The following is a 17,701-nucleotide window of genomic DNA, read 5'->3' on the forward strand; positions in this document are numbered from 1 at the left end:
GCTGTACGCCTCGGACGAGAGCAATCTCGTCGACCTCGCCGGCGCCGAAGTGATCAAGGCGGACGGTTCGCCCGACCCGGCCAAGGCCACCCAAGCGGCGACAATGCTCGACGGGAAGGCCTCGACCTTCAGCAATATCGCCACCGCCGACGGCCAGGCCGACCTCATCTGGGACTTCGGCCAAGGCGCCCAGGTCACCGCCGACCGCCTCGACTACCTGGCGCGTCAGCACGATGAGGGCATGCGGCAGATGGACGGCCTGGTCTTCGAAGGCTCGAACGACCTGTCGTCCTGGACCACGCTCACCGAGCCGACGTTCAAGACGCTCTCGTGGCAGAACCTCCCGTCCTCTGAGGACGGGGCCTACCGCTACCTGCGTGTCAAGAACGGCATGTGGATCCATATCGCGGAGCTCCGCCTCTTCGGTGCGTTCTCGTACGACATCGATCCGCTCCTCGAGCGCGCCGATGCCGTGGACCTGAGCGCCTACACCCGCGGGTCCCGGCTCCTGTTCCCCCGCGAGGTGGCGGCGGTCCGCGAGGCGCTCGCCGAGCCGGGCGCCGACGAGCAGGCGCTCGCGCAGCGACTCGTCGACGCCTGGGACCTCCTGGACCCCTTGCTGACCGAGGCGCCCGCGACGCTCGAGCAGTCCTGGGTCGAGGCGAGCACCGCGACCGCTGACGGCGCGACGAGTGCGGCCGCCAACGGCTGGCGGATGTTCGACGGGGACACCTGGACGTACACCGACACGACCACGACGTCCTGCACGAACACCGTGCTCCCGACCGACGGGACTGCGTTCACGGTGGTCGGCGTCAAGTACTTCCCGAGGGACAGCGCGTGGAGGCGCGCGACGGGCCTGGCCATCCAGGGCTCCAACGACGACGGCGCCACGTGGACACAGTTCGCGAGCACGGGAACTCCGCATCGCGGCTGGAACACGGTCGAACTGACCGAACCCGTCCACTACGGGGCCCTGCGCATCGGCGGCGGCAACGGCTTCTGCAATGTCGCCGAGCTCCAGTTCATCGTCGAAGTCATCGACAAGTCCGCCCTCGCCGTCCGCCTCGACGACGCGTCCAAGCTGACCGAGGGCGACTGGACCGCCGACTCCTGGGCCGCCTTCACGGCAGCCCGCGAAACCGCAGTGGCGGCCAACGAGAACAAGGGAGCCACCCAAGAAGAAATCGACGAGGCCGCCGACGCCCTCGCGACAGCGATCGCGGACCTCACCAAGCCGTAATTCCGCTCGACACAAGGGCCCCAGGCGCATTCGCGCCTGGGGCCCTTTCCGGATCGAGGCGGCGCACCGCCGGCTCGACCGCGGCCGGTCAGCTCGTGATTCGGTAGGTCGCGTCGGCGCGGCCGGTCGCGTCGCTGATCTGGTCCAGCTTCAACAGGTAGTCCGAGTGTCGGATGTACCGGTCGGGGTGGCTGTGGGACCGGAACGAGGTCCATGAGCCGTCGGCCAGGCCGGCCACGCGGTGGAAGGTGGCGTCGGCCTTGAACACCGAGGAGCCGTTGTTCGGGTCCAGCCTGAAGTCGTAGCTGTAGTGACGCAGGTAGTAGCCGGGGACGTTCGCCGCCTCGAACGAGACCCCGGCCGAGTCCGCCAGGCCGGGAACGAGCCGGAATTGCGCGTCCGCAGCGGGGCTGATGGAGGCGTCCAGACGCACGTCGTAGTAGGCGTGCCGCACGTACCGGTCTTGGAAGTTGTAGGACTGCAACCGGTTGAGTGCGGTCGGGGTCCGTTCGCGCACGTAGGCGAGGGTGCCCCATCCGAGTGAGTCGAAGCCGCCGGAGTTGGGGCCGTAGTCGCCGCCCCCGCCTTCGGGCCGGGTCTTGCCGATCATCTCCCGCACGTTCGGCATGGCCATGCCGAGCCGGTTGTAGTAGTGGGCGTAGACGAGTTCCCACACCGGCCGTATCTGCCCGCGAGGCCAATCCGAGATCACGGTGTGCTCGTTGTAGGCGCAGTTGTGGCCGTTGTACCAGACGTACTTGGTGAAGGGCACGCTGTGCCCGTTGTTGTAGCGGGCCACGTACTCGGCGGCCTTGGCGAAGGCGTGATCGCGGGCGGAGTAGAGGTCGACGCCCTGGTTCCAGGCCATCTCCATGAACTCGGCCATCAGCCCGATGCCCATGATCGAGTGCGCCTGGTCGCGGCCGGACTCCTGCCACTGGGCGAGGTCGCCGTGGATGAAGGGGATCACGTGCTCGATCGAGCCGTTCCCCTTGCCGTTCCAGAAGTACTCGATCGCTTCGTCGAACTTGGCCTGGTCTTCGTTGAAGATGCCGATGGCCAGGATCGCGGCCATATTGCACAGGTCCCAGTTCGCCCAGTAGTGGCTGTCGCAGGTGCCGTGGCGCCGGACGAGGAAGTCGTTGTTCAACGGGTAGAACACGTTGGCGAGCATCGACTGGAACCGGGCCCGGTCGAATCCGGCCTCGTTGCGGACGATCTCGGCGGCGTTGGCCGCCTGATAGCCGTAGATCCCGGCCGCCAGCGAGGCCTCGGTCCAGCCGCCGATCTCCTTCAACGTCCCCGACCAGGCGTTGAGGATCCTGATCGCCGCATCGCGGTGGGCGGTGTCGCCGCTGATCTTCCAGCGCAGCCCGTTCTGGTAGGCCGCGTGCATGTCGTTGTACAGCAGCCAGTAATTCTCAGGGTCGGTGCCGTTGTCGCCGCGGATGATCCGCTCGACCGCCCGGGGCTGCCAGGTCGAGGAGGAGTGCGAGTTCGCGGTCAGCCGGTTCCAGCCGGAGATCCACGGCTCCCGGTTCGCCTGGACGGCGCTCTCCATCCGGTCGAACTCGTCGGCCTGGAGCAGCTGCCCCGGGTGGTTGAAGGATTGGGCCTGGGCGACGCCGACGCCACCGGCTCCCACGGCGGCGAGACCGCCCGCGACGACCGCCCCCCTGAGAAGGTTCCGCCGATTGAAGCTCGGGCCGCGACGGGATTCGTTCTGGTGTTGGTTGGGCATGGTGCTCCTTTGCGCCATGCGGTGTACGACGCCGGGGAAACGCCACCGCAGTCCTAGGACGGTCGACGCGGGTACGTCGTCCGCAGGGATAACGATATCTTATTAATCGAGATATTTCAATCTCTGGCGTGAGCTTCATCAGATCTTCCACGTCCCGGGCTGCGGCAATCGGGACGTCTCCGCGACGGCCCCTTCCGGTCCCGGGAACGGTGCGGCATCCCGGAATCCCTCTTCCGCCTCGTCAACGCACCGAACGATTCAGATGGCGGGGCCCGTCGAGCCCTCCGCGACCGGCGAGTTTCGGGCATGCGGATCTGTCACTTTGACAATGCGAGCGGATACACCTGACATTTCTAGCGCCAGATCGCAGAATAACGATTTCCGTCGGTCATAGCCCACAGTCCTGACCGCCTTGCCGGCGGTCGTGGCGAGCGTGCTGGAGGAGTCGGCTATCGATGCGCCCCGGTCACATACGCGCGCAACGCTTCGGCGCAGGCGGTGATGCGCGGGAGTTCGACGCGCTCGTCCTGTTTGTGGGCGAGGTTCGGGTCGCCGGGGCCGAAGTTGACGGCGGGGATGCCGAGGGTCGCGAAGCGGGCCACGTCGGTCCAGCCGAGCTTGGCGGCGAACTCGCCGCCGGCCGCGGCGACGAACTCGGCGGCCTCGGGGCGGTCGAGCCCGGGGCGGCACGAGGGCGCGGAGTCGGTGACCTCGACGTCGTAGCCGTCGAAGACCTCGCGGACGTGGGTCTCGGCGGCCTTCTCGTCCAGGTCGGGGGCGAAGCGGAAGTTGACCTCGACCCAGCACTCGTCGGGGATGACATTGCCGGCCACGCCGCCGCCGATGCGGACCGCGTTCAGGCCCTCCCGGTAGGTGCAGCCTTCGACGTCGACCACGCGGGCCTCGTAGGCGCCGAGGCGCTCCAGCACGGGGGCGACCTTGTGGATCGCGTTCTCGCCCTTCCAGGACCGCGCCGAGTGGGCCCGCTTGCCGTGGGTGGTCACCCGGGCCCGCATGGTTCCCTGGCACCCGGCCTCGACCAGGCCGTACGTCGGCTCCAGCAGGATCGCGAAATCGGCCGCCAGCCATTCGGGTCGGGACTTCGAGAGCTTGTTGAGGCCGTTGCGGTCGGACTCGATCTCCTCGCAGTCGTAGAACGCGAAGCTCAGATCGAAGCGCGGGTCGGGGACCGTCGCGGCGATCCACAGCGCCAGCGCGGTGCCCGACTTCATGTCCGAGGTGCCCAGGCCCCACATGACGTCGCCGTCGTCGCGGGTCGGGAAGTTGTCGTTGACCGGGACGGTGTCCAGGTGCCCGGCGAGCATGACGCGGCGGTCACGGCCCAGATCGGTGCGGGCCACGAGGGTGTTGCCCTCGCGCTGGATCGTCAAGTGGCCCAAGCGCTCCAACGCCTGCTCGACGGCGTCGCAGATCGCCTTCTCATCGCCGGACACCGACGGGATATCGCACAGCGCCCGGGTCAGGGCGATGGGGTCGGCGAGGACTGCCTCACTCAAAACTGTCACATCCGCAGACGATACCCGCCGCGTCGATAGGCTTTTGAGATGAGTGAATTCCTGACTGACGCAGCATGGGGAGTCGGCGTGTCCACCGTCGCGGCCGACGGCACCGTCCTGGACGCGTGGTTCACGCGCCTGGGTCTGGGCGAGGCCCCGACCGGTGTGGCCGCCCCCGAGGCCCTGGCCACCGGCCCGGCCGGGACCACCACCCGGGGCATCGCGGTGACCATCAAGTCCCTGGAGGACGAGCCGGTCGACACCGCCGACGTCTACCTGCGGCTGCACCTGCTGTCCCACCGCTTCGTCATCCCGCATTCGATCAACCTCTCCGGCATCTTCGGGCTGCTGCCGAACAACGCCTGGACGAATTTCGGGCCGCTCCCGGCCGCCGACGTGAACGCCGCGCGCCTCAAGCTGCGCCAGGCCGGCCAGACCCTGGAGGTCAAGTCGCTGGACAAGTTCCCGCCGATGGCCGACTACGTGACCCCCTCGGGCGTGCGCATCGCCGACGCCTCCCGGGTGCGCCTGGGCGCGCACCTGGCCTCGGGCACGACGGTCATGCACGAGGGCTTCGTGAACTACAACGCCGGAACGCTCGGCAACTCGATGGTCGAGGGCCGCATCTCGGCGGGCGTCGTGGTCGGCGACGGCTCGGACATCGGTGGCGGCTCCTCGATCATGGGGACGCTCTCGGGCGGCGGCAAGGAGGTCATCTCGATCGGCGAGCGCTGCCTGCTGGGCGCGAACGCCGGTATCGGGATCTCCTTGGGCGACAACTGCGTCGTGGCCGCCGGCTGCTACGTCACGGCCGGCTCGAAGGTGTCCACTCCGGACGGAACCGTGGTCAAGGCCGCGACGCTGTCGGGCAAGGACAACCTCCAGTTCTGGACGAACACCCAGACCGGCGTCCTCGAAGTGCGCCCGCGCTCGGGCTCATGGGGCGAGCTGAACACCGCTCTCCACTCCGCCCAATAGCTTCCAACGGTGGGCCGGTCGCAAACCAGGTCCCACAGTGCTCGATGACGGCATACGAGGACGGTGCCCCCTGCGAAAGCAGGGGGCACCGTTCGTTGTCACACCCGCCCGGCACCATTGGTAGTGGGGGGGACCCCATAGGTCCGATTTGAAGGCAAGCGCCCGGCTTAGACCGGGTTGAGCCCCAGCGGCTTGCCCGCCAGCGACACCTTTCGCACCGCCAGCTGGTCGGCGATAGCGCGGATGGCCCGAGACGCCTCGGCGTCGGGGTCGGAGATCACCAGCGGGATGCCGGAATCGCCGCCCTCGCGCAGCCTCGGGTCGAGCGGGATCTGGCCCAGCAGCGGCACGTCGGCACCGACGTCACGGGTCAGCGCCGCAGCGACGGTCTTGCCGCCACCGGAGCCGAACGGCTCCACGTGCGAGCCGTCGGGCAGCTCCATCCAAGACATGTTCTCGACCACGCCCGCCAGCTTCTGGTGGGTCTGGGTGACGATCGCGCCCGCCCGCTCGGCCACCTCGGCGGCGGCCTGCTGCGGGGTGGTCACCACGACCAGCTCGGCGGTCGGCAGCAGCTGCGCCACCGAGATCGCGATGTCGCCGGTCCCGGGCGGCAGGTCCAGCAGCAGCACGTCCAGGTCGCCCCAGTAGACGTCGGCGAGGAACTGCTGCAATGCGCGGTGCAGCATCGGCCCGCGCCACACCACGGCGGTGTTGCCGGGGGTGAACATGCCGATCGAGATGACCTTCATGCCGTGCGCCTGCGGCGGCATGATCATGTCCTCGACCTGCGTCGGAGCACCCTCGACACCGAGCATCCGGGGGATCGAGTGGCCGTAGATGTCGGCATCGGCGACGCCCACTGACAGGCCCTTCTGGGCCATCGCAGCGGCGATGTTCACCGTCAGAGACGACTTGCCGACCCCGCCCTTGCCCGAGGCGATGGCGAATACTCGGGTGCGCGACTCGGGCAGGTTGAACGGGATCACCGGTTCGGCCTGGCCCGGCCCGCGCAGCTGCGTCTGGAGGTTCTTGCGCTGCTCCTCGGACATGACGCCGAATTCGAGCGCCACCTCGTCGACCCCGTCGACGCTGCGGGCGGCGGCTTCGACGTCGCGCTGGAGGGTGTCGCGCATGGGGCAGCCGGCGACCGTGAGCAGGATCTTCACGGCCAGCGTTCGGCCTTCGAGGGCGAGGGAGTCGACCATCCCCAGCTCGGTGATGGGGCGGCGGATCTCCGGGTCGTTGACGTGCGAGAGCGCTTCGTTGACGGCCTCGACGACACTGGTTTCAGACATACCTCAATCGTAACCACGAGCATTCAAGCCGCAAGGTGAGCGTAGGCTTACCGGACTGTTCATCACCCGACACCTCCACGTGGCCCCGCGTTAGCCTTTCGGCGTGATCACCTTCGAGATTGTTGACGTCTTCACCGACCGTGCTTATGCCGGAAACCAACTCGCCGTCGTCTACGGCGCCGAGGACCTGGCTCCGGCGCAGATGCAGGCCATCGCGGCCGAGTTCGGCTACTCCGAGACCTCCTTCATCCTCCCCGGCACCACCGCCGGCGCCGACTACCGCGCGCGGATCTTCACCCCCGCGGAGGAACTGCCGTTCGCCGGCCACCCCACCATCGGCTCGGCCCTCTCGGCCGCGCGCACCGGATTCGCAACGCCCAATGGCGGCAAGGTGGTCCAGGAATGCGGTTCCGGGCTCATGACGATCGAGCTCGACGGGGACACCGCCAAGCTCACCTCCACCGCGATCAGCGTCGGCGACAAGATCGACGCCGCGTTCGCGGCCACCTCGTTCGGCTACGCGGCCGCCCAGGTCATCGGCACCCCGCAGGCCACCAGCGCGGGCCTGCCGCACAACTTCGTGCGACTGAGCGACGCCGACGTGACCGCCGCGAAGTCCACGCCCGGCGGCCTCGACTTCGTGTACCTGTTCAGCTTCGATGAGGCCACGAACGCCGTCCACGGCCGCCTGTTCGCCTCCGGAGTGGGCGTGGCCGAGGACCCGGCCACCGGCTCGGCGGCCGTCGCCCTCGGCGTCTACCTGGTCGAACAGGGCCTGATCACCGGCGACGGCATCCACACCTACGAGATCAGCCAGGGCGCCGAGATCGACCGGCCCTCCAAGCTCTACGGCGAGGTCGTCGTGGACGGCGGCAAGGCCGTCGAGGTCTCGGTGACCGGCTCGGCGATCCTGGTCGCCAAGGGCGAGCTCGTCACCCTGCCCTAGGTGTGATGTCCTGGGACGTTGTTCCGTCCGGTGTAGCGGATTCGTGTGACAGGTGAAGACCTCCGGTTGTGAAGTGGAGCTGTCAAGTGCACTGCTTCACGACCAGGAGGCCTTCACGTCCCACGCTGACGCAGCCCTTGCCCCGCGCGGCAGAGCGCTCACTAGGCCGCAGGCTCGAACTCGACCTCACCGGACCACTCCGTGCCATTGATCTCGGTGATGGTGATCTGGGCGAAGTACTCCTGACCGGATGTATCCGTTACCGAGCAGTTGATGAGTGAGCCCACGTAGTAGGTGATCTCGACATCCTTCACGCCGCAGTCCGTTATCCCACTTGACCCGTACTCGTCCTCGAATGCTTCGTCCACCAGCGGGGAGAGGTCCTTCGTCCGGATGACGACTCCCTCTCCCGATTCTTCCTGCCCCTGCGCCGCGTCATCGGTCTGGGACTCGGCCGCATCAGGCGAATCCTCCGCGCGCGGAGCATCGGCGACCTGGACCTGGGCACGCCACTCCCCGCCGTCGACATCGGTGATGGTGAGGGTGAGGTCGTATTCCGTGCCGGAAGCCGCTTCGGTCAGCACGCAGTCGACTTCCTTGCCTTCCTCAAGATCGACCGAATCGTCGCCGCAGTCGACCTCATGGCGCTCTCCAGTCTGCTCCTCCAAGGCATCGGTGGCGGCCCGGGCAAGCTCCTCACCGGTGGCGCTTGCGGTTCCAAAGCTGAAGCTGCACGCCGAGAGAGCGAGGGTGGCGAACGCGGTGCCCCCGGTCAGGAGTGCGTTGCGGGCTCTCAACTTCCGCCGTACCGTACTTGTCATCACGTCGACTTCCTCATCATGACTAGGGGATCGGGCGCGGACACAGACGATGCAGTCGTCTCCCTCCACTGCAACCATCGTGACTGCGGCAGAGGTGCCCGACCAGGCGGGATACCGGCGGGATACCGGCAGGATGGTCCGCTCACTCCTCGATCGGGCGCTCGGATTGCAGGATCGCGCATGGATCGACCCCACTTCACAACCGGAGGCCTTCACCTGTCACACGAATCCGCTACAACCGGACGGAACAGCGTCGCCGGACATCACACCTAGGCCGTGAACAGTTCCGTCGTGTAGCGCTCGGCCATCAGGTCCGGCGGCCAGGGGGCCGAGCGCAGATCCGTCGACCACAGATCCCGCGGCCAGCCGCCTTTGCGCAGCAGCGCCGCGACGAACCGCTCCGGTTCGGGCAGGCTCCGCCACACCGTGGGCAGGAACGTGGCCCGGCGGCGCCGGGCGCCGTGCAAGGTCAGCCCGTCGGTGCCGGGGATCAGTCGGCCGATCAGGGCCGCGAACGAGTCGACCGCGAGCGCGCTGGCGGGGGACAGGACCGACACGGTCACCTGGAGTCCGGGCACTTCGGACGGTTCGACCGGCGGCATCCGCGGGTCCCGGGTCGCCAAGCGGGCGTTGCGGACTACGTCGACGCCCAAGGGCCGCAACGGAATGAGCGTGCCGATGCAGCCGCGCAGCTTCGAGTCGCCTTCGAGGGTCACGAAGGTCGCGGCGGGCCGGGCCAGCGCCTCGGCCATCGACTCGGGGGTGACGTGTCCGATGAGGTCGCCGGCCTCCGGAGGTTTGGAGGCGAAGGAGGTCTCGACCGCGCTGCGCGCCAAGCCGGTCAGCACCCGCCCCATCGAAGGCTTCATTTTCCCATGGTGCCACGGTGGAGCCGGTCGCTCGCCTGGCCCAGTCGTAATCGGCACGGTTCTCGGGCGGCTGGACAGTTGCGGGAAAGGCTGACCCGAAAGTGTCGGTTTCGCGTGATTGGGGCACGGTGGTGCTGTGTTTCGTCACTGCCACGTGAGAGACTGCCCGCATGAACGCACCCAGCGCGAGCCAGGCGCCATTCGAGCGCGACGACGACCTCGCCGACGTCATCGACCTGCCCGCGAGCGAGCTTGTGGCGCAGACGGAAACCAACCTGGGACGCCTCCAGGAGCTCGACTCCCTGGCGGGCAAGGTCGCGTTGGTCACCGGCGCGGGCGCCAATGACGGCATCGGTTACGCCATTGCGACCAGGTTGCGACTGGCGGGCGCGACGGTCGCGATCGTGTCCACCACCAAGCGGATCCACGAGCGCGCGGGGGAGATCGATGGGATCGGCTTCGTCGCCGACCTGACCGACGAGGCCGAGGTCGGGGGACTGGCCGACGCGGTCGCCGAGGCCGTCGGCGAGGTCGACATCGTGGTCAACAATGCCGGGTTGACCTCCAAGACCGATCCGGCCGTGGTGAAGCCGGTCGCCCAACTCTCCTATCAGGACTGGCAGACGGAGCTGGCGCGGAACCTCGACACCGCCTTCCTGGTCTCGCGCGCGTTCGTCCAGGGCATGGCCGAGCGCGGCTGGGGCCGCATCGTCAACATCGCCGCCACGATCGGCACCGTCAATGCCGTTCCCGCCGAGGCCGCTTACGCCGCAGCGAAAGCCGGAGTGACGGGGCTGACGAAGGCGCTCGCCACCGAGGTCGTCGCCGATGGGGTGACGGTCAACGCGGTCGCGCCGGGGCTCATCCGCACCGGCTCGTCCACCGTGCTGGAGCTCCAAAAGGGACTCGACGGTCCGATGGGCCGGCCCGGAACGCCCGAGGAGGTCGCCGCGGCCGCCGTGTTCTTCTGCGCCCCGTCCGCCTCGTTCGTGACCGGTCAGACACTCGTGGTCGACGGCGGTGCCTCGATCCGGGCCTAGGGGGTGTTTACCGCAGCTGGTGACCGGCCGCGGCCGGTTCCTCCAGACGTGTCCTGCCACTGTGGGACCGAGGTCCGCAACTTCGAGCGCGGTGCGCTCGTTACATTGGCGTGACTATGACTTCGACAGCGGCGGGCACAGCGGAACGGACGGCGGGCATGGACGAGGCCTTCGGTGACGACCCAAGAGCGAGCAGGAGCCGCCTGGCGACCGGCCTGATCCAGTTGCTGGGCGGGATCATCGGACTGGTGGCGTCCTTCGACCTGTCCTATGAGCGGGTCGCCTCGCTGCTGGACCCCGGGCACGTCATCTCCTGCGACTTCAACCCGGTGCTGTCGTGCGGCACCGTCATGAACACCTGGCAGGCCTCGGTGTTCGGCTTCCCCAACCCCTACATCGGGTTGATGGCCTTCCCGTTCGTGATCTTCATGGGCGTGCTGACGCTCGCGCGCGTCGCCCTGCCGCGCTGGGTGAACCTGACGTTCAACCTCGGTACGCTCGGCGGCCTGGTCTTCATCTCCTGGCTGATCATCCAGACGTCGTTCCTGATCGGCGTGCTGTGCCCGTGGTGCATGGTGGTGTGGGCCGTGGTCATTCCGATCTTCTGGTTCACCACCGTCGACAATCTGCGCACCGGCGCGATCGGCGTCGGCGAGGACTGGCGGGGCGCGGTCGACGACCTGCTCCGCTTCCACTGGATCGGCCTGGCCGTGCTCTACCTCGCGGTCCTGGCGATCATCGGCATGGCCTTCTGGGACTACTGGTCGACCCTGTTCTAGGAGACCAGTTCGGTTTAGCTGGGGGTAGCTAAGCGAGCCGCGTCCCGTTCACGGGCAGGTCGAGCACCTCGGGCCAGCTGCGTCGGATCAGTTCCAGGAACACGGTTCCGGCCTGCCGGTCGGCCTGCGGCGCCGACAGCAGCAGCCGGTAGACGTGGCGGGAGTTGACGAGGATGTGCGTGTCGAACGCGATGTCGCTCTCGGTCAGGTGGGCATTGAGCCACATACCCGCGCGGTGCTCCCAGTAGAACAGGTCGGCCCCGTCGTACAACTGCTGCGCCCGGTCGAAGTCCGTGGCGCCGATGTACTCGGCGAACGCGTCCCGCAGCCGCGGGTCCCGGGAGCGGCGGGCGGTCAGCAGCGAGGTCATGTCCTCGGCCCTCAGCACCTCGGGCAGGTTATTTCGCCTGGCCCGGTAGAAGGCCCGGCCGATCTCGTACAGGTTCGACCGCAGGTGCAGACCGGGATCGGGCGTCTGGTCGCGGTGGGCGGCGGCCATGCCGGGGTTGGAGTGCCGCGGCGAATTGCGTTCCATGATCGAGCGCAGCGGTTCGGCGGGGAAGCGGCAGGCGACCTCGATGCGCCGGTGGTCGAGGCCGAAGCGCGCGGCGAGTTCCACCGAGACGGCGACATCCCGTGCGACGCCGCGACGGGAGGGCCCCTTGCCGCTGACAGTGTCGTAGGTGAAGTACCGGAACCGGTCGGACAGCGGCTTGGTCAGCGCCAAAGTGGTCCGGCTGTCGAGCCCGGCGGTGAGGGAGACCTCCAGCGGCCCGCGCTCGGCCAGGGCCGCCAGCTGGCCCTGCAGGAGCGGCATGAGCTCGTCGGCCACCTCGTCGGCGGGACGCTCCCGCCGGGGCTCGCGCGGGAAGCAGCGGTGCACCTTCCCCGAACCGAGGTCGAGTTCGGTATTGGGCGTCAGCATGACCACGCCCTCGGCGGTGGTCGCTCGGCCGGGCAGCGCGTAGGCGTGCAGCTCCCGGCGCAGCAGATCGGGGTCGGGGAACGCCGACGGCCCGGCGCCGATGCGCTCGGCGACCAGGCCGGCGTGCGAGGCCGCGCAGGGAGCGGCGGTGCCGGTCGCGAAGAACAGCCCGCGCATCCCGGCGGCATCGGTCTGCGCGAACGCGGCCCGTCCGTCGCCGTCGAAGAGCGCGTACCGGCCCGAGAGCATGTCGAGGCGTTCGATCATCGCCCCGCGTCCGGCCAGGCGGGCGCGCAGCAGCGTCTCGGCGATGCGGCCGTGGCCGGCCGACCAGTTGCCGAGGTCGACGGCGCGGCCCAGGAGCGCGACCCAGCTCGACCCGGCCCGGGCGAGGGCGATCGGATTGCGCGGGTCGTAGGAGACGTGGCGGCCGCCGAGCCGGATCCGGCGCCAGTGCGCGACGGGGAGGGGGTGCGCCTCGGCCGTCAGCAGGAAGCCACGGGCCCACAGCAGGTCGCCGTGGTCGCCTTCGGCGGGGATCTCGGATTCGGGCAGCCCCGATTCCGACCAGGATTCGATCTCGACCGGGGCCCGTTTGGGGCGGGCCCACGTCGTTAGGCGGTCAATGAGGGCGCGCGGCATTGTCGGCCTTTCGGTGGCACCCGAGTGAGGGGTTCGAGAGCAGGTTACGAGAAATTTTTAGGCAAGTTGCTCATCGATTGTAGACGTTCCCCAAAGGCCGCGCTGCCCGCTTCCAGAGACTTCCTCTAGAACCGGCTGATAGAAAGAGGCCGCGATGCCCGCGCGAGCGGGCCTCAGGCGATCTTGAGCCCGACCGGCTCCAGCCAACCGCCCTCGGAGAGGAACTCCACCACCTGCTCGATCGCCTCGCCGGCGGTCATGTCGGAGGTGTCGATCGTCAGCTCCGCGTCGCGCGGCTCCTCGTAAGGGTCGGAGATCCCGGTGAACTCGGGGATCTGCCCGGCCCGCGCTTTCGCATACAGGCCCTTGCGGTCGCGCGACTCGCACACCTCCAGCGGCGTGGACACGTGCACCAGCACGAAGTCCGCTCCCGTCGCCTCGGCCATGCGCCGCGTCTCGACCCGGTCGGCGTCGTAGGGCGCGATCGGGGCGGCCACCCCGATGCCGCCGTGCCGGGCCACCTCGGCCGCGACGTAGCCGATCCGCCGGACATTCGTGGACCGGTCGGCGCGCGAGAAACCAAGCCCGCTCGACAGCACCCGCCGCACCACGTCGCCGTCGAACAGCGAGACCGTGCGGGTGCCGTCCTCCAGCAGCGCCTCGTAGACGCCGCGGGAGATCGTGGACTTGCCCGAGCCCGACAGGCCGGTGAAGAACAGGACCAGGCCGCGATTGCGCCGCGGCGGGCGCGCCTTGCGCAGCTCCGCGGCGACGCTCGGCGGGGTGTGCCACTCCGGCAGCCCGAAGCCCCGGTCGAGCATGTCGGCGATCTCGGCCTCGGACAGCGAGGTCCGCCGGAACGGCGGCTCGATGTCCTCGATCGGCCGCCACTGCCCGTCGCGGGTGTCGTAGGCCAGGTCGCGCGGCACCATCGAGCGGATGCCGTCGCCGCCGCCGAGCCCCTCGGGCCCGGCCATGATGTGGGTCGCCCCGTAGGCGGCCGCGACCTTCGCCGTCAGCAGGCCGTCGCGGAGGCGGTCGCCCCGCCTGGACAGCGGCACGGTCAGCACCGTCGCCGTCGGCAGCCGGTCCTTCGCGGCCAGGACGCTGCGCACCAGCGCCGCCGTCGGCAGTTTCAGGACCTTGCCGCCATTGATCTCGTCGCCGGTGGGGATCATGACCAGCACGTGCGCGGCCAGATTGTGCGCGGCCCGCACCAGCTGCGCCAGCTGCGGGCGGTGCAGCGGCCGGTCGGCCACCAGCGCCAGCACCCGCGGCTTGGAGTACGTCTGCTTCGCCTGCTCAGGGGTGGCCCGCAAGCCGATGAACACCCCGTGGGCCGCATCCGCGATGCGCCGCACCGGACCGCCCACACGCACCATGTCCGGGCCCAGGGCGTCCAGCGAGTGGCACTCGACCGCGGCGACCGGCGCCCCCTCGGGGTCGGTGATGCGAAGCACACGACGCTTCGGGTCGGGATTGTCCAGCTTCCGCGCGACTTCGATCGGCACGTCCAACGTCACCGGCACCGGCCAGGCCGTCCCGTTCGGCAGCACGCCCGTCAACGTCACCGAGCGGGCCTCGGCCTCGCTCATGAATCCGCGCAGCGGACTGTAGGCGCCATAGAGCAGCAGCTCAAGATCCGCCAGTTCGTGGGGCAGCGGCGTGTGACTCGGCGCCTCGGACAGGACCTCGTCGGGCAGAACCCAGTCAGACATGGTCGGTCGCGATCCCTTCGCAGTGCTCGGCGGTGAGGGGGGTATCGGTGCGGTGGCACCAGGGTATGCCACGCCCGGGCCCAGCGCCTCACCCGCAGTGCCGCCGGGTGGCAGACCCTCTCATCCCGCATCGCGGATGAGTCGGTGGCGTCGCCATTTCAATTACGTTACGCTGGCAGCGCTCTTAGGCAGTAGTGCAGCAGTGACCGCGGACAAGGGCGTCGGCGCGAGCGGCCCCCGGCGCACCTTGCGACACGCGAGTTCGCCTCCCCGGCGATCTTGCGAGACGTAAGTTAGCCCAGTGCCCGAACCACCACTGGAGACCTCCATATGGACTACTTCGACACCTCCTCAGGCGAAGCCGACGACAAACAGCTCCGCCGCGACATCCGCCGCCTCGGAAACCTCCTGGGCCAGTCGCTGGTCCGCCAGGAGGGCCCCCAGCTCCTCGAACTGGTCGAGGAGGTCCGCGGCCTCGTCCGCGACCAGCCCGAGGCCGTAGCGGCGCGACTGTCGAAGCTCGACGTCACCGAGGAGGTCGACCTCGCCCGCGCCTTCGCCACCTACTTCCACCTGGCGAACATCACCGAGCAGGTCCACCGCGCCCGCGACATGCGCCGCTCCCGAGCCGAGAACGGCGGCTGGCTCGCCCAGGCCCGCGCCGAGATCACCGCCGGCAGCGTCCCCGCCGACCAGATCGCCGCCGCCGCCGAGCGCCTCGAAGTCCGCCCGGTCTTCACCGCCCACCCCACCGAGGCCGCCCGCCGCTCCATCCTCACCAAGCTGCGCGGCATCGCCGACCTCCTCGACGCCGAGACCGCCGAACGCGCCGTCCTCGGCTCCGCCGACGTCGACGCCGTCAACTCGCGCCTCGCCGAGATCATCGACCTGCTGTGGCAGACCGACGAACTGCGCGTCGAGAAGCCCGAGCCGACCGACGAGGCCCGCAACGCGATCTACTACCTCACCGACCTCTACCGCGACGCCGCCGCCCGCGTCCTCACCGACCTCAACGCCACCCTCACCGACCTCGGCGGCTCCCCCCGCCAGGGCTCGGCGCCGCTCAAGTTCGGCACCTGGATCGGCGGCGACCGCGACGGCAACCCCTTCGTGACCCCCGAGGTCACCAAGCAGGTCCTGCTCATGCAGCACGAGCACGGCATCGCCGCCGCCGAAGGCGCCGTCGCAGGACTCATCAACGAACTCTCGGTCTCCCAGTCCGTGCGCCCCGCCTCCCAGGAACTGCTCGACTCCGTCGCCGCCGACATGGCCGTGCTCGACCACATCCCCGAGCGGTACCGGCGCATCCACGCCGAAGAGCCCTACCGCCTCAAGGCCCGCGCCATCGAGGCCAAGCTCGGCAACACCCGCGCCCGCCACGCCGAAGGCCTGCCCCACCGGCCCGGCATCGACTACGCCGACGGCCGCGAACTCGTCGCCGACCTCCAGGTCATGCGCGACTCCCTCGCCCGCCAGCGGGGCCAGCTCGCCGCCAGGGGCGTCCTCGACCGCGTCATTCGCACCGTCTCGGCCTTCGGGCTCCAGCTCGCGACGATGGACGTCCGCGAGCACTCCGAGGCCCACCACACGGTCCTCGCCGAGCTCTACGACGCCACCGGCGAACTCGACGTCCCCTACGCCGAGCTCAGCACCGAGGCGCGCGACGACCTGCTCTCGCGCGAACTGTCCGGCCGCCGTCCGCTCGCGCCCACCGGCGTCGAGCTCACCGAGGCCAACCGCAAGACCTTCGACGTCTTCAGCGCCATCAAGGACGCCCAGGACCAGTTCGGCAAGTCGATCGTGGAGTCCTACATCATCTCCATGACGCACGAGCCGGCCGACGTCCTCGCCCCGGCCATCCTCGCCCGCGACGCCGGCCTCATCGACGTCGCGCGCGGACGGGCCGACATCGGCTTCGTCCCCCTCCTCGAAGAGGTCGAGGACCTCGCGGGCGGCGACACCCTCATCGACCGGCTGCTGAGCCTGCCTGCCTACCGGGCGATCGTTGCCGCGCGCGGCGACGTCCAAGAGGTCATGCTCGGATACTCCGACTCCAACAAGGACGCCGGCATCACCGCCAGCCAGTGGTCCATCCAGGCCGCCCAGCGCCAACTGCGCGACGTCGCCGCCAAGCACGGGGTGCGGCTGCGCCTCTTCCACGGCCGCGGCGGCACCATCGGCCGCGGCGGCGGCCCCACCCACGAGGCGATCCTGGCCCAGCCCTCGGGCACGCTCGACGGCGCCATCAAGATCACCGAGCAGGGCGAGGTCCTCTCCGACAAGTACACGCTCCCGGCGCTGGCCCGCGAGAACCTGGAACTGACCGTGGCGGCCTCGCTCAAGGCGACGCTGCTGCACACCGGCCCGCGCCACGAGCCCGACGTGCTCGGCCGCTGGTTCGGCGTCATGGACCAGACCTCCGAGGCCTCCCAGGCCGCCTACCGGCGGCTGACCGGGCAGCGCGGCCTGGCCGAGTACTTCTGGGCGGTCAGTCCCACGGAGCTGTTGGGCGCGTTGAACATAGGTTCTCGCCCGTCCAAGCGCCCCAATACCGACGCGGGACTTGGCGGCCTGCGGGCGATCCCGTGGGTGTTCGGCTGGACCCAGTCGCGGCAGATCGTCCCCGGCTGGTTCGGCGTCGGCTCCGGCCTCGCCGCCGTCCGCGAGGCGGGCCTGGGCGACGAGATCGCCGAGATGTACTCCAAGTGGCACTTCTTCCAGAACTTCATCTCCAATGTGGAGATGACGCTGGCGAAGACCGACCTGCAGATCGCCTCGCAGTACGTCGAGACCCTGGTCCCGGCCGAGCTGCACCCGATCTTCGACGTCATCAAGGCCGAGCACGAGAAGACCGTGTCCGAGCTGCTGGCCCTCACCGGCGAGGAGCGACTGCTCGACGCCAACCCGCAGCTGGCCCGCACCCTCGAAGTGCGCGACCGCTACCTGGCGCCGCTGCACCACCTGCAGATCTCGCTGCTCAAGCGCTACCGCTCCGAGGGCGGCGCCGACGCCACCGATGTGGACCCGCAGCTCAAGCGGGCCCTGCTCATCACCGTCAACGGCATCGCCGCCGGACTGCGCAACACCGGCTGAGGTTCGCCCGAGATCAACTCGCCGAGGGCGCCCGCGCGTCCTCGGCGAGTTCGCGTTTCGGGTCCGTCAGCCGCGCCCGGACCCTTGCCAA

At 69.3% G+C, this 17,701-nt stretch carries 12 protein-coding genes and 1 pseudogene; 6 read left to right on the forward strand and 7 right to left on the reverse strand.

Annotated features, from left to right (window positions below; translation table 11 throughout):
* A pseudogene (locus tag FAB82_RS27135) lies at positions 1-1,243 on the forward strand (hypothetical protein); the annotation flags it as partial.
* An 88-nt stretch (positions 1,244-1,331) separates the two neighbouring features.
* Here the strand turns inward: FAB82_RS27135 and FAB82_RS13335 are convergent.
* Positions 1,332-2,984, reverse strand: coding sequence for an AbfB domain-containing protein (locus FAB82_RS13335; RefSeq protein WP_136535030.1), 1,653 nt, complete (start codon positions 2,982-2,984; stop codon positions 1,332-1,334).
* Positions 2,985-3,433: 449 nt separating this feature from the next.
* Positions 3,434-4,510: a succinyl-diaminopimelate desuccinylase gene (gene dapE, locus FAB82_RS13340; protein ID WP_136535031.1), complete on the reverse strand. Its 1,077-nt coding sequence runs from the start codon at positions 4,508-4,510 to the stop codon at positions 3,434-3,436.
* 39 nt (positions 4,511-4,549) lie between these two features.
* Between dapE and FAB82_RS13345 the strand changes: the two genes are divergently transcribed.
* Entirely contained in the window at positions 4,550-5,479 is a 930-nt protein-coding gene (locus FAB82_RS13345; RefSeq protein WP_136535032.1) for a DapH/DapD/GlmU-related protein, read from the forward strand.
* A 167-nt stretch (positions 5,480-5,646) separates the two neighbouring features.
* Here the strand turns inward: FAB82_RS13345 and FAB82_RS13350 are convergent, their stop codons facing one another.
* A complete protein-coding gene (locus tag FAB82_RS13350) occupies positions 5,647-6,777 on the reverse strand; it encodes an Mrp/NBP35 family ATP-binding protein (RefSeq protein WP_136535033.1) in 1,131 nt (376 codons plus the stop codon).
* A gap of 103 nt (positions 6,778-6,880) precedes the next feature.
* Here FAB82_RS13350 and FAB82_RS13355 point away from each other — a divergent pair, with 103 nt between their 5' ends.
* The gene (locus FAB82_RS13355; protein WP_136535034.1) at positions 6,881-7,723 is read left to right on the forward strand and encodes a PhzF family phenazine biosynthesis protein; all 843 of its coding nucleotides are present in this window, start codon (positions 6,881-6,883) and stop codon (positions 7,721-7,723) included.
* 161 nt (positions 7,724-7,884) lie between these two features.
* On the opposite strand, the gene FAB82_RS13360 is transcribed toward FAB82_RS13355, so the two are convergent.
* Entirely contained in the window at positions 7,885-8,520 is a 636-nt protein-coding gene (locus tag FAB82_RS13360) for a DUF4333 domain-containing protein (protein ID WP_211116583.1), read from the reverse strand.
* Positions 8,521-8,813: 293 nt separating this feature from the next.
* Complete coding sequence (gene amrA, locus FAB82_RS13365; protein WP_136535035.1) at positions 8,814-9,413, reverse strand: AmmeMemoRadiSam system protein A; 600 nt, start codon at positions 9,411-9,413, stop codon at positions 8,814-8,816.
* Positions 9,414-9,583: 170 nt separating this feature from the next.
* On the opposite strand from amrA, the gene FAB82_RS13370 reads away from it, so the two are divergent.
* Both FAB82_RS13370 and FAB82_RS13375 read left to right on the forward strand, forming a co-directional pair.
* Positions 9,584-10,453, forward strand: a complete 870-nt coding sequence (locus FAB82_RS13370) for an SDR family NAD(P)-dependent oxidoreductase (protein ID WP_211116584.1) — start codon at positions 9,584-9,586, stop codon at positions 10,451-10,453.
* A 116-nt stretch (positions 10,454-10,569) separates the two neighbouring features.
* Positions 10,570-11,232, forward strand: a complete 663-nt coding sequence (locus FAB82_RS13375) for a vitamin K epoxide reductase family protein (RefSeq protein ID WP_136535036.1) — start codon at positions 10,570-10,572, stop codon at positions 11,230-11,232.
* A 28-nt stretch (positions 11,233-11,260) separates the two neighbouring features.
* On the opposite strand, the gene FAB82_RS13380 is transcribed toward FAB82_RS13375, so the two are convergent.
* A complete protein-coding gene (locus FAB82_RS13380; RefSeq protein ID WP_136535037.1) occupies positions 11,261-12,799 on the reverse strand; it encodes a hypothetical protein in 1,539 nt (512 codons plus the stop codon).
* A gap of 173 nt (positions 12,800-12,972) precedes the next feature.
* The gene (gene cysC, locus FAB82_RS13385) at positions 12,973-14,517 is read right to left on the reverse strand and encodes an adenylyl-sulfate kinase (protein WP_136535038.1); all 1,545 of its coding nucleotides are present in this window, start codon (positions 14,515-14,517) and stop codon (positions 12,973-12,975) included.
* A 330-nt stretch (positions 14,518-14,847) separates the two neighbouring features.
* On the opposite strand from cysC, the gene ppc reads away from it, so the two are divergent.
* A complete protein-coding gene (ppc, locus tag FAB82_RS13390) occupies positions 14,848-17,610 on the forward strand; it encodes a phosphoenolpyruvate carboxylase (RefSeq protein ID WP_136535039.1) in 2,763 nt (920 codons plus the stop codon).
* Positions 17,611-17,701 lie beyond the last annotated feature (91 nt).

Origin of the sequence: Glycomyces buryatensis, from assembly GCF_004912275.1 — a bacterium.
Classification (GTDB): domain Bacteria; phylum Actinomycetota; class Actinomycetes; order Mycobacteriales; family Micromonosporaceae; genus Glycomyces; species Glycomyces buryatensis.